We start from the raw sequence: 13,173 nt of genomic DNA, 5'->3' as shown, positions 1-13,173 counted from the left end.
ACGAGGGGCTTCGCCCGACGTAGCCACCGTCGCCCGACGGAGGTGAGTGCTCACTGCCAACACTCGGGCCAACTCAGTGCGCGACGGAATTGGTTGTGATGGTTGGGGAGAGCTGGCAGAGCCAGCGATGCAGTGCGTTCCCAGGCGGGAGCCTGGGAACGAGGGGCTTCGCGCCGCCCGCCTTCTTCCTTCCCGACGCGGCTACGGCGACGCGACGGTCTGCGGAACCGGTGCCCGTTGCATCAAACCCCACAACCGCTCCGCCGCTTCCAAATCCTTCTGACGCGCCATCGTCCGTCCGTAAACGACGCGATCGTACGCGGCCCCCATCCGCCCCACTTCCGCTTCGACTGACTGAAGCACCGAGGCTGGATGTGTCGGTTGCTTGGACCAACGGCGTAAGCGATCGACAAACTCGGCCGGCGTCTCCTGCGGTTGCCGTGGCCACCCCTGCTCGCGGCTCCAGGCTTCGAATGCTTGAAACGTGATGACCACGACTCGGCGAGGATCCGACTCGCGTCCGATTGGATTGACGTACGCGGAGAACGGTTTCAAGACGCGTTGCGGCAGTCCCGCGTGAACGTCGAGCTCTTCGCTGGGTTTCTCCGCACCTCTGCCCGCCATCAACGAGCGCCACCAGGCAAGGATCGCATCGCGCATCCGATACAGGTACACGGCGACGATGGTGATCAACACGGCAAAGATGAGCAGTCGCAGCAGTCCGCCCAGGGCCGGTAGCACACTTTGCAGCGGATTGAACCCGCCACCGGACGGCGATGAAGATTCCGAGGGAGCTTCGCTGTTTGCCTGTTCGTTTGATTGAGCGGGCCGTGGGTCGGCGGTCCGTGCATCCCGTCCTCCGTCTTCATCACCCTCGTTCCGATTCGTCTCGTTGCCATTGCTATTCGAATCACGTGACTCGTCCGCATCAGGCTTGCCTTGATTTCTCGGGTCTCCCGAATCCGACTCCCGGTCGCCAGACTTGGAACCGGACGAAGAGGAGTCCGAATCGGATTGATCGGTCGGGGACTGAGACTCTCCCGACTGAGACTCTCCCGACTGGGACTGCCCCGACTGGGACTGCCCCGACTGAGACTGCCCCGACTGAGACTGCCCCGACTGAGACTGCCCCGACTGAGACTGCCCCGACTGAGACTGCCCCGACTGAGACTGTCCTGATTGAGACTGTCCCGACTGAGACTGTCCTGATTGAGACTGTCCTGATTGAGACTGTCCTGATTGAGACTGTCCTGATTGAGACTGTCCTGATTGAGACTTTCCCGATTGGGATTGCGACGGCTGGCCCGACGACGAATCCTGGCCGCCCATGTCACTCTGACCGGAAGGATTCGACGCCGCTTTGTCTCCCTGACCTGACGGTGATTCTCCGCCGTCTTTCCCGGAACCGGATTGGCCTCCGGACGGGTTCTGGTTTTGCCCCGACCCGCGGGTGTCTTGCGATTTGGATCGAAGCTCACCGCCGGATTGCGCGTCCGCGGAGTCCTCCGATTTCTCGGCACCTTCGTTCCCCCACCCGTAATTGCTGGCGGTCTGCGGATCGGTCTTCAAGAATTTCGGCACGTCGATGCCGGCGATGGTGCTGCCGGGAAGCGGCGCCAAATAGGCCAGCAACAAAAGCGCGGCGACCAGCCCGATTCCTCCGGCCAACCAAGCCACCGTGACGTTCTGTGGCATCTCCACGTGGCGCTGCCGCAAATACCGGCGAAGGTTCAGGAAGCTTGTCGTGACCAGCAGGGACAGGCTGGAAAACAGGTACAGGGCGAGCATCAGCTGCGCCCGCGCCCACATCGTGGGATGGTTGCGCAGCATGAATTGTCCGATCCCGAACAACGGCAATGCGGCCAACGCCAGCAGGAACACGGTCCGTCCCGGCTGATGAGATCGCCGCCGTCGCCGTCGTGTATCTTCACTCACCGCGTCCTCGGTGACCGCCGTGACCGCCGTGGCCTCCGGTTGGCCTCCCCTCGCGCTCCGGTGCTGTCCCATCCACACCCCCGCCTCGTCCAGTCCGCGGTCGATCAACCCTTCTCCGCTGGCATCCACCGTTTCATCGATCAACGTGCAGTCATGGACGATGCGGTCGGCGAGGTAGCCGATCAACAGCACCAGGCCGAGGACGAAGATCGGCGATCCCAGGAAACGCGACATCACAAACAGTGCCGCGGCCCCCAGACCGATCGCGTATCCCGCGGTGTAGGCGCGGTCCTGTTCGATGACCAATCGCGCCAACGACACCGCGCCCATCGTGTAGCACAAGATCAGGTAGAAGACCCGATCCCCGTAGCTTCCCTGATAGAAGATCATCACGAAGAAATTCGCCAGGCTGCTGATCATCAAGAAGATCAGGACCGGCGCGACACCGATTGCGGCGTAGTCAGCAGCTTGAGGACGATTGGCCAAGCGGAAGCCTGCGAGACGAGTCAAACCACAGAAACGCCACCCTGAAGGACCGGCACCGGAATCACACCGGGTCCATCGTAGCAGGCGACGATCGATCCGGCACAAGTCGACGCGAGAAGCTCGCCGCGGGATCACTGAGGCGACAACAGCGACGAAGCGAGTTCGGCAACCGGCTGGCAAGTGCTCCCCAGCCGCTCCGTCAGTCGGCGGTCTGATCGGCGGCTTCGGGATGGGACCGTTTCCAGGCGGCCATCGCGGGACCGACCTTGTTCATCGGTATCCATTTGTTCCGCGTCTTGCTGCTCTGAACGAGCGTCTCGGGCGCAATCTGGCCCTTTTCAATTCGTTCCAGCAGATCTGCCTCGGAGATCGGGCCGACGCGGTGAGACTTTCTCAACCAACCGCTGGTCATGTAGAACCATTGTGCCGACATATTTGCCAGACCTCGAATCTTTGGCGGGACGTTTCCTTCGATTCAACCAAATCCAGCCGACATCCCCGTGTCGGCGGCCCCATTTCTCGAGCGATGATTCGCACCCGACGGTCTCCCCGCTGCCGAATTCCTGTTCCAGCATCCGATGGATTCTTGATCCGCGATGGCCAGCATTTGCAGGCATTCAGAATCGCTCCCGACCGGGCCACGCTCCGACACCCTTGCTGCAATGTCCACCGCCGAATGGACCGGGCAGATCGCCGACGGTGCTCACCGGGTTTCCCCGGAATCGCCAGCTCCAGTCTAACGAACGTTTGAACCCCAGTGCGCCCTTGATAGGGCGGGTTTAGTTGACAAAAAGCAGAAAATCGCAGGTTTTTGCAGGCCACGCACTAGGGGCACGCCAACCACCTGCCCGCTCGCCGGCTGACCCGCTTGGTGAATCGGGCAAGAATTGTCATGCTACGGGAATTGCAGCCCACCGCTGTTTGCGGCCGTGGAAACATGCGCCTCAACCGGTAACGGTTTCGCTATCTGGATTCGCCGGTCTGGCGAGCGCAGCTTTGCTGCGTTTAACGCCGGCGGCTGAAATCGGGTCCCGCACTTCGCGTCGATCCAGTGCGTCGCATAGCGCCCCCTTCGTCTAGTGGCCCAGGACGCCAGGCTTTCCGCCTGGAAACGCTCGTTCGAATCGGGCAGGGGGTATCGAGGCACCTGGTGGCCGACGTCCGTATGCTCATCCCGGGCGCGATGTAGTAGCTGCCGTCGCCAGACGGCGGAGAGCAAAGCGACGCTTCGGTGAGCTCCAACTGGCCATCTGGTGTTTTCCGTCAAATCCTCGCGATCCTTCAGCCAATCTGCACCACCGATTGAGTCGATCAAGCGCAACAACGCGTAGGATCCGGCGGTCGCGTCGTCCCAATGACGGGCATCAAGCTTCTGCACAGGTTTCCAGTCTTCGGTCCGCGATCACCCAAAAGCCGGAGAATCGGTCCAGCATTAGGGAAAAGTCACCTTTTCGTGGGATCCCAGCGGTTTTGCTCGCTAATTTTATTTGACGCGATTGTGCAAATCGTAGGATAATACGCACGGCGGTGATCTGATCGATCAAATCATGGGCGGCGGTGTGGGCAATAGCGGATGCCCTGCTGTACCAGCGACCCTGTGCTTTCCCAGCGACGCCGCCTCTCCTCTCTGCAATCAATTGCAAACCTGCAACAACGGATTCGTTATGACACGACAGCCTAGCGACAATTCTTCTCACAGTCGGACCGTCACGACGGCGGTCGCCCACGTTGACGAATTTGAAACCCGTCGTCTGACTTGGCTGCGTTTGCTTGCCGCGTTTTTCGCTGTGGCCTTTGCCGTGCTGACGGCGGTCCACGCGTCCGGACAGAATGCCACATATGACACGCTGCCTGTCGAGCAACGGCTGGATGACAATCTGAAATTGATGCAGCGGGAAGCCGCCGCCTACGCAACGACCCGAGACCTGAGTGCCTTTGAAGGCCGTCGCGAGAATACCGCCAGGTTCTACTTCGAGCGTTACGTGCCTGCCAAAATCACGCAGCCCGACGCGGTCCCCATGATCACCGAATTGATGACGGACGTGCGGACGTTGCTGGAACGTTCGGTCCGATCGCGGGCTCCGGGCTCCCGAAACTTGCTGACCTGGTCCTACAAGGGACTGAAGCCGATCGCCCAAGGCAACTACCAGCCGCCGGCGCGGATCAACGCCATTCTGTTCATCGCCAACCTGGCACCGCAGTCTCAGCGCGGCACCGTCCCACGACCCTATGGTTTCGTGCTTTCGGACTTGCTGCCGATCTACCTGGACGAAAGTGCTCCCGACGGCGTGCGTGGTGCCGCCCTGTACGGCATCGAGAAATTCGTGCGGTACACGCCGGCCAGCGAGATCGACGCCAATTTGAAGACGCAGTTAACGGACGCAATGACTCAGTTGTTGGAGTCGCCGGCCCCGACCGGACGCGATGATCTGGCCCACGCCTACCTGCAGCGTTACGCCGTCAGCATCCTGACGAACCTGAAGCCCGATGAGACGCTGGGCAAACAGTTGGTCAGCATCAGCACCGACGAAAACAGCCTGGATCTGATTGCCCTGCACTCCGCGGCAGCGATCGGCAACTTGGCCAAGAACATCAACGCCGACGAGGTGGAAACGGACAAAGTTCTGCAGAACTGGTCCGCCCGAATCCTGAAAGCCTATGAAGAGGAACTCGCACGGCTGAAGGGAATGGACAAGCAACAAGTCGCTCGCAAGCAGCCGCCAGAACCTGAAAAGTTCTTGCGGGTCAACCAGGAGGAAGACACGACCAAACGCGTCATGCCGGGCATGGGAATGGAAGACTCGTACGGAAGCGAAATGGAAATGATGAGCGAAATGGACATGATGAGCGAAATGGACATGGGCGGCGAGTCCGACATGATGAGTGAGATGATGATGATGGGCATGGGTATGGGCATGGCTCGACCGAAGCCCAAACAGCCGCCGGAAATCCTGGCCACCCGCAAGCGTCTCAACTTCATCATGGAACAGGTTCTGCGCGGCGTGACCGGTCAGGGCAGTTTGGGCGAAGATCCGACCGCGATCGAACCCAAGGGCGGCCTGTACGCGGCGACGCCTCCGGAATCGGCCGATGTTGTCCAAGAGTGGTTGGATTCGATCAACACCGTTTTCACGGGATTGAACGATGACACGATCGGAACCCGACCGGCATTCATTCGCGCTTTGGAAACCGAAGTCGAAACGCTGAAGGCGCTTGCTCGCGGCCAAATTGCCGTCAACGCAGGCATGCCTGGCGACGACTTCAATCCGCTGCTGCAACCCGCGGCACCCGAAGCGGACCTGGCTCCTCCCGCAGCGGGCAATCAGCCGCCGGCTGCCGGAGCTCAACCGCCTGCGGCGGCACGACAGCCCAACGCGGCCGCGGATGTCATCGAAATTGATCCCACCGGCGGTGCGATCGACAACTGAACGCCTGACCGCAGCCGCGTCGGATCAGGTTTCCCTGGCGCCCCTGGCACTGCTACGCGTGGTGCTGGGCGTCACCTTCTTCGTCTGGGCCAGCAGCTTTCTGGCCGAAGATCGCTGGCGTATCCTGTTCGTCGATCCGGCAATGCTTTTCAAGTATGCCGGATTCGAATGGGTTCGATTGTGGCCCGGAGACGGCATCTGGTGGCACTTCCAAGTCACGCGGCTGGCGGCATCTTTCTTCGTTCTCGGGTTTCTGACCCGGCTGAGCGCGCTGACGCTGGCCACCTCCATGGCTTACGTGCTGCTCGTTGAGCGCCAGCTGTACAACAATCACGAGTATTTGCTGGGCTGCACGGCAATGCTATGCGTCTTCCTGCCCTGCGGACGTGCCTATTCGATCGACCGCTTACGATGGGGTGGTCGATCCGCAGCCGCGTCAACGACCATGCCGCGCTGGCAGTGGTGGTTGGTTCGATTTCAACTGGGCCTGCCCTATGTGTTTGGGGCAATCGCCAAGTTGGATTCCGATTGGCTAGCCGGTCAGCCGGCCGGATTGTTCGTGGATTCGCGGATCGACACGCCGATCATTGGTCCGCTGTTCTCGCTTCCTATTTCGGCCATCGTGATGGCGTGGGGTGGGTTCCTGTTCGATCTGCTGGTCGTTCCGGGGCTGTACTTCAGACGAACCCGTCCGGTCGCGATCGCCGCAGCGCTGCTTTTTCATTTGACCAACGCAACGATCTTTCAGATCGGAGTTTTTCCATGGTTCATGATCGCCACGCTGTTCGTCTTTTTCCCCATCGAGTCAGTCGTCGAATGGATGGCACGTCTGCGTCTGGTCTCCGCCGACCAGCCTGATCTGGACCAGACGACCGACACGGAGAGTGCCGCGGCATTGGCAACCGATCGATCGGATTTGGGGCGGAATAACGCCAACAAGATTCGGCACACCGGGGTGGTCTCCCGTGCCGGTCAATGGTTGGCGATCGGTTATGTGGCGATCCAATTGTTGCTGCCCTTGCGTCCCTGGTTGCTGCCGGGCAATCCCAGCTGGAATGAACGCGGACAGCGTTTTGCGTGGCGGATGATGTTGCGTCACAAGCAGACACTGCTGTGGTTCAAAATCGAAACCGAAGCCGACTACCTGTTTGTCCCGGGTGGTTTGGTGATGTCCCCCAATCAACTCCAACGGGCGCCGCGTGATCCAGAGCTGATTCGCCAGGCTGCAAACGAAATCCGACGACTTGCTGCATCATTCGCGACCGAACGGCCACGCATTTACGCGCTGGCCCTGGTCTCGCTCAATGGCCGACCCGCCCGGCTGATGATTGACCCCGACACCGACCTGGCCGAAGCACGTCGCGGGTGGTTCAGCGACGATTGGGTCAGCCAGGATCCCGGTCCACTTCCGCCGTCTGCCTGGCGCGTCCCGACCGATCAATGGTGGCAGTCGGTTTCGATGCCAGATCGATTTCGACCACTCGCATCGCTCCGTCCGAGCGAGGCGCAAGCGATGTTCAACCGTCTTGGCCAGTCGCATCGGTCCGACGGCTCGGCAGCGTCGACTCCGAACCGCCAGAAGTGATCTGGTCGATCGCCCAACGACAAGCTTCGGCCACGACGGGGTCTGGATCGGCACTGGCCTTCCGCAGCAGCGGCAAGGCGGAGGCATCACGCTGGTTCCCAAAAACAATCGCCGCGTTTCGCATCATTCCGCGGCGACGCGTACGCCACAACGGCGTCTTCCGAAAACGATCCCGGAAGTCCTGATCATCCATTTCAAAAAACTGACGAAGGTCCAACTGTCGCAGCGGATGCATTGACCGCGGGGAAGTCATTGACCCCGGGGACATGGCACGTCGAGCCGGCTTTCGATTCCAGGGACAAACCTCCTGGCAAACATCGCATCCAAATACCCACTCCCCCATCCCCGATCGCAATTCGGGATCGATTGGCCCGCGATGTTCGATCGTGAGGTAGCTGATGCATCGCGAGGCATCCAACACGCCGGGACGCGGAAATGCATCGGTGGGACACGCGTCCAAACAGGCCGTGCAAGTCCCGCAGTGTGTGCTGTCGTGGGGCGCGTCGCAGGGCAAATCGACATCAAGCAACAGGCAAGCCAGAAAGAAGTAGCTGCCAATTTCTCGATTCAACAGCAAGGTGTTTTTCCCACGCCAACCGATTCCCGCCAACATCGCCAATTCGCGTTCCATCAGCGGGGCCGTGTCAACGCATCCTCGCACCCGAGTTTCGGGCGCGGCATCCAACACCAGCCGCCGCAATTTCTTCAATTTGCCGTGAATCGTGTCATGGTAGTCATCCCCGGGCCAGGCGTATCGGGCTACCTGACCGTGACCGACTAGCAAATCGCCAGCCAACTCCGTGGGATAGGGGAACGCCAGAACCATGATGCTCTTGGTTCCCGGCATCACGCCATCGGGATGCCGGTACGCCGGCAGCCGGTTTTCGAAATAGTCCATGTCCGCGGCATACCCCTGATCGATCCAGCGGACCAAATCGGAGTAGCCCTGTGAATCAACCGCCGGTGCGACGCCAATTCTGACGAACCCCAACTGATGGGCCAGATCGCGGAGGGGCTGCAACCACGACGGCACTTCGTTCGGGACGGATGGATCGGACAAAACGGTTCGTCGGATTGACGGCGGACGGGTGCGTGATGCCAAAGGCCGCAACGAGAGATTCAAGCGTAGACGGAGACCTTGATGCGGACCGTCCACCTTAGATCGTCCGCCGTGGTCGATTCGAACGCAAGGCCCGCGAGCGAGCCAAAGCGTTCCGCAGCGTGACCAGCAAGATTCCGCCTCGGGCGTGGCGAGGCTGATAAGATGGTGCTTCTGCACTCCAAATGTTCGTTTCGACGGTTCGTGCCGCGTCCCAGACAATGTCATCCGAAATCAATCCCTACGCCGCCCCCACGACGACCGGACCAGCGGCACTCCCGCAGCCCACCCCCTCCATGCCGGGGCGACTCCGGACGTCACTGTCGTTCCTCTGCGCTTCGCTGATCGTGCTCGGCTGTCCCATCGCGGCTTGGTTTGCCAACGAAGACATCGAGACCATCGTTGGTAGTGGCCCCGCTTTGGGGATCCTTTCCCTGATTCTGTTGTGGGGTTCACGTCGAGCGGACCTGCGCGGCCTGATGCCGATCAGCATTGCCATGTTGCTGATCATTTTTGCGATCTTCTTGACCATTTTTCTGCTGTCCTGGAGACCGGCGGACGCGCAACGACCGATCGGAACCGCGACGATCTTTTGCGCCGGATTCATGCAGATTGGAATCTTGGTGATTGCTTTTACAGCGGCGGCGCGAAAACGAATGGCAGAGGAATCAGACATCGAGATCCCCGATTCCGGCAGCGAGCCGCTTCGAGAACCGGCGAACGCATGACACCGTTCAGCCGCGAAGCGGCGACAGCAGTACCGCCTCAACGAGTAGAGCGGCAATCTTCCCTTGCTGCGTCGACTGGATGCATCACCGGCCGCCTCTGGGCTAAACTAGGCTCTGTCTGAAAGTCGGACGAGCGAAATGGGGCCATCGCCGCTGGTTCTCAGACAAGACCTAGCTGGACAGCACCACTTTGCGTGAGCCGCGTGGCGCTAACCGCGGGTTTTCCCGCCTCAACCGGCGGCTAGCCCCTCGCCGCTCCTAGCACTGCAAATCAAGGTGTTTTTGGATTGATAGTGGCGCTGCCCAGCGAGCAGCGTTCCGAATCAGATCGCGGCACCCGCCCTCCCTTCCGAAACCGATATTCTTCGAATGCAACCTCCGTCCCCCAGGCTTCTGCCGCATTTGATCGGCACCCTCTGCTTTGCCGCGACAGTCGGGATCAACGCGTCCTGCTTCGCGGTTGACTCTTCCGAATCAATCGAGTTGGTCTTGCAAGCGGTTCAAAACGCCGATCAGGACTCGACGCGTGAAGCATTGCTTCGCGGCATGTTACGAGGTCTGGAAGGGCGACGCCGCATTGCCGAGCCGGCGACGTGGCGTTCGTTAAGCCAAGAACTGAGCACCAGCGAGAATTCGGCAGTCCGTGATGCGGCCGCTCAGCTGTCACAGATTTTTGGGAACGAAAAAGCGCTACAGAACGCGTTGGTGACGGTAAGGAATGAAGGAGCGTTCCCCGCGGATCGTCAGTCTGCCCTGGCGTCGCTGGTGTCCCAGCGTTACCCCGAGCTATCGAAATACCTCGAACCCCTGCTTGACGTTCCAGAATTACGGGTCGACGCGATCCGCGCCTTGGCGGTGATTCCTCGTCAAGACGCCCCTTCGATCCTGTTGGAACGCTATCGGGATTTCCCCAGCGAAGCACAGCGTGCCACTGTGGAAACGTTGGCGACACGCGAACGTTACGCTCAAGCCCTGGTCGCCGCTCTCAAGCGTGGCACCGTCAAGCGTGAAGAAATCCCCTCCTACGTCGCAAGGTCGTTGGATGAGCTGATGGGTGAGTCCTTTCGGAACGTCTACGGAACCATCCCGGCGCTGCAGCAGGACACGGCCGAACGCATCGCCAAATTCAAATCGATCATCACGCCCGACTTGCTGGCCAAAGCCGATCCGTCCAACGGCCGCGCGGTCTTCAACAAAACGTGCGGGGCATGCCACCAGATGTACGGATCCGGTGGGAACATTGGCCCCGACTTGACCGGGTCGAACCGCGCCAACCTGGATTACCTGTTGCTCAATAGCGTGGCCCCCAGTGCCGACGTTCCGGCAAGCTATCGCACCGTCGTGATCCAAACGGTCGACGGGCGCATTCTGACGGGCGTCTTGGCCGAGGAAGACCGTCAGCGGGTGGTGCTCAAAATGGTGGACCAGCCTCGCGTGGTCATTGCTCAAGATGACATCGAAGCCAGGAAGGTTTCCGAAAAGTCGATGATGCCCGAAGGCCAGTTGGAACAGCTTCAAAAGCGGGACTTGATCGATTTGGTCAAGTACATGCAAACCAAACAACAAGTGGAGGCGGCACAGTGAGTCCGATGCATCGCACGTTGATGATTCGAGTCTTGTCATTCGCACTGATCGTGATCGCCGCGTGGTCACAACCGGCGGCGTTGTTCGCGCAGCAGTTGTTGGAAAAGAAGCAACACCGAACCAGCGACGCCCCGTTTTTGTCGCCGCCGGATGCGGTCAAAAAGATGTCGATTCCTAAAGGATTTCAGGTGTCAATCTTTGCCGCCGAACCAGACATCGCCGAACCGATTGCGTTTTGCTTTGACGATCGAGGTCGTTTGTGGGTTGTCGAAAACTTCAATTACCGGACGCGGCGGGAACACACCGATGATCGTGTCAGCCGGATCCAGATTTTGACGGACCGCGACGGTGACGGCGTCTTCGACCACAAGAAAACCTTTGTGGACGACCTGACCTTCACGTCCGGAATCGCGGTCGGGCTTGGTGGCGTCTACCTCGGATCCCCGCCGCATTTGAAATTCATCCCCGATGCCGACGGCGACGACCGACCGGACGGCCCCGCGGAAATCCTGCTGGATGGATGGGGAATCAACGACCGCCACGAAACGCTGAACAGTTTTATCTGGGGCCCCGACGGCTGGCTGTACGGTTGCCACGGCGTCTTCACCGAATCGTTTGTCGGCAAGCCCGGGCAGGACGAATCGCAGCGCCAGTTCATCGACGGCGGAATCTGGCGGTTTCACCCGGTCAGTAAAAAGTTTGAAGTCTTTGCCCGCGGCCTATCCAACCCGTGGGGATTTGATTTCGATGATCACGGCCAGTCCTTTGCGACCTGCTGTGTGATCCCCCACCTGTTCCACGTCGTTCAGGGAGGGGTGTATCACAAGCAAAGTCGTCCGCACGTGAATCCACACATCTACGACGACATCAAGACGATCCGCGACCACACGCACCTTTCGGCTCATGGCGGTGCCAGGTTTTATCTGGCCGACGCCTTTCCGGCCGAGTACCGAGATCGCCTGTTCATGTGCAATATTCATGAGCACTGCGTGTTGACCGATGTCATGGTGCCCAACGGTTCGAGTTTCATCGGCAAACACGGGGACGATTTTCTGCCGGCGAACGATCTGGCTTGGGTCGGTTTCAGTTTGGAGATCGGTCCCGAAGGCGGCGTGTACGTGTTGGACTGGCACGACACGGACATCTGTGGCAATGCGATCAATTTTCCGCAGAGCGGGCGGGTGTATCGAATCATGCCCGAAAACGCTTCTCCAATCGAACAACCGCGATTGCGTGAACTGGCCGACGCCGACCTGGTCAAGATGCAATGGCACACCAACGACTGGTACGTGCGGCAAGCGCGGGTGCAGCTGCAGCACCGGGCCATTTCCGGAACGCTGGATCGCGGTCTGGTGAAAACCGAATTGCAAGACATGTTTGAATCGGCCGAATCGTCACCGCATCGTCTACGCGCGTTGTGGGCAATGCACGTGACCGGAACGCTGGAGGGCGACCGATTGCGCGAGTTGCTCAAGCACGACGACCCTTATGTTCGCGGATGGTCCATCCAATTGTTAACCGACCCGTCCGCGATCGACGCCTTTCGCCCCGAGCGTGCCCAGGGAGAAACCGTGTCGGAGTACGAGCCGTCAACGTTGCAAGCGTTCGCCGATCTGGCCCGGCACGATCCGTCGCCGATCGTCCGCCTGTACCTGGCGTCGGCCACCCAGCGGATGCGGTTCGAGGATCGATGGCCGATTTTGGAAGGCCTGCTGACACATGAGGAAGACGCTCAGGATCCCAACTTGCCGCGGATATATTGGTTCACCATCGAACCGATGGTGATGCGATTCCCACAAAAGTCGCTGCAACTGGTTCTGGGGGGCGTGCTGCCGAAGCTTCAAGAGTTCGTCGCGCGGCGGCTGGTCGTCGGTGATGACGATCCGTCGTCCCAGAATTCCGCCTGGAAGCCAGTCGCCGACCAATTGCTTCCGGGTTTTGCGGTCCGCGACGTCGGGGAAGGCGGTATCGTGGGTCACGACGTGTTCAAGAATCGCCCCGCGCTGCAAACACACCCCAAAAACCAGAGTCAACCAAGTCGCCTGACACGCAGCGTTCAGATCCCCGCGGAACGGAACACGTTGCTGCGGATCCGAGTCAGCCATCATCCGCACGGCGATTGGCAGCTACGAGTGCTGGCCAACGGCGAGGTCCTTGCGGACGAAATCATCGGACCTGAAACGGTTTCCAACGAATGGCGTGAAATCGAAGTTGACCTCAGTCGATTTGCCGGACGCCCGATCGAATTAACCCTGGAGAATCGTGCCAACGACTGGCATAACGAATGGGCTTACTGGAACGAAGTCAAGTTGGAGAGCCGTTGAAGGA

At 60.0% G+C, this 13,173-nt stretch carries 8 protein-coding genes and 1 tRNA gene; 6 read left to right on the top strand and 3 right to left on the bottom strand.

Annotated features, from left to right (window positions below):
* Positions 1-201 precede the first annotated feature (201 nt).
* Both FYK55_RS29530 and FYK55_RS23015 read right to left on the bottom strand, forming a co-directional pair.
* The gene (locus tag FYK55_RS29530) at positions 202-2,421 is read right to left on the bottom strand and encodes a DUF4129 domain-containing protein (protein ID WP_150078971.1); all 2,220 of its coding nucleotides are present in this window, start codon (positions 2,419-2,421) and stop codon (positions 202-204) included.
* 199 nt (positions 2,422-2,620) lie between these two features.
* Positions 2,621-2,854 (bottom strand): GYF domain-containing protein, encoded by a 234-nt coding sequence (locus FYK55_RS23015; protein ID WP_235908918.1) that lies wholly within the window; start codon positions 2,852-2,854, stop codon positions 2,621-2,623.
* Between the two features lie 632 nt (positions 2,855-3,486).
* Between FYK55_RS23015 and FYK55_RS23010 the strand changes: the two genes are divergently transcribed.
* The 3 genes from FYK55_RS23010 (at position 3,487) to FYK55_RS23000 (ending at position 7,434) form a co-directional block, all read left to right on the top strand.
* Positions 3,487-3,559: transfer RNA gene (locus FYK55_RS23010), tRNA-Glu, on the top strand.
* A 526-nt stretch (positions 3,560-4,085) separates the two neighbouring features.
* The gene (locus tag FYK55_RS23005) at positions 4,086-5,849 is read left to right on the top strand and encodes a hypothetical protein (protein WP_150078970.1); all 1,764 of its coding nucleotides are present in this window, start codon (positions 4,086-4,088) and stop codon (positions 5,847-5,849) included.
* Complete coding sequence (locus tag FYK55_RS23000) at positions 5,833-7,434, top strand: HTTM domain-containing protein (RefSeq protein ID WP_161604695.1); 1,602 nt, start codon at positions 5,833-5,835, stop codon at positions 7,432-7,434. Before FYK55_RS23005 ends, FYK55_RS23000 begins: the two co-directional genes overlap by 17 nt.
* Here FYK55_RS23000 and queG read toward each other — a convergent pair.
* Positions 7,367-8,494 carry a tRNA epoxyqueuosine(34) reductase QueG gene (queG, locus tag FYK55_RS22995; protein WP_235908917.1) on the bottom strand — a complete coding sequence of 376 codons (1,128 nt, stop codon included), beginning with the start codon at positions 8,492-8,494 and terminating at the stop codon, positions 7,367-7,369. The genes FYK55_RS23000 and queG overlap by 68 nt on opposite strands.
* 260 nt (positions 8,495-8,754) lie before the next feature.
* On the opposite strand from queG, the gene FYK55_RS22990 reads away from it, so the two are divergent.
* From FYK55_RS22990 to FYK55_RS22980, 3 genes are all read left to right on the top strand, one after another.
* Positions 8,755-9,261, top strand: coding sequence for a hypothetical protein (locus tag FYK55_RS22990; RefSeq protein WP_150078967.1), 507 nt, complete (start codon positions 8,755-8,757; stop codon positions 9,259-9,261).
* A gap of 369 nt (positions 9,262-9,630) precedes the next feature.
* Positions 9,631-10,845, top strand: coding sequence for a c-type cytochrome (locus tag FYK55_RS22985; protein WP_150078966.1), 1,215 nt, complete (start codon positions 9,631-9,633; stop codon positions 10,843-10,845).
* A gap of 5 nt (positions 10,846-10,850) precedes the next feature.
* On the top strand, positions 10,851-13,169 hold the full coding sequence (locus FYK55_RS22980; protein WP_150078965.1) for a PVC-type heme-binding CxxCH protein: 2,319 nt from the start codon (positions 10,851-10,853) through the stop codon (positions 13,167-13,169).
* The last annotated feature ends 4 nt before the right edge of the window (positions 13,170-13,173 follow it).

The organism is Roseiconus nitratireducens (assembly GCF_008629675.1).
Taxonomy (GTDB): domain Bacteria; phylum Planctomycetota; class Planctomycetia; order Pirellulales; family Pirellulaceae; genus Stieleria; species Stieleria nitratireducens.
This window is presented reverse-complemented; position numbering and strand designations above follow the sequence as displayed.

Coding starts and splice junctions, on each gene's coding strand:
- FYK55_RS23015 (WP_235908918.1), bottom strand. CDS start 2,854: ATGTCGGCACAATGGTTCTACATGACCAGCGGTTGGTTGAGAAAGTCT.
- FYK55_RS22980 (WP_150078965.1), top strand. CDS start 10,851: ATGCATCGCACGTTGATGATTCGAGTCTTGTCATTCGCACTGATCGTG.
- FYK55_RS22985 (WP_150078966.1), top strand. CDS start 9,631: ATGCAACCTCCGTCCCCCAGGCTTCTGCCGCATTTGATCGGCACCCTC.
- FYK55_RS23005 (WP_150078970.1), top strand. CDS start 4,086: ATGACACGACAGCCTAGCGACAATTCTTCTCACAGTCGGACCGTCACG.
- FYK55_RS22990 (WP_150078967.1), top strand. CDS start 8,755: ATGTCATCCGAAATCAATCCCTACGCCGCCCCCACGACGACCGGACCA.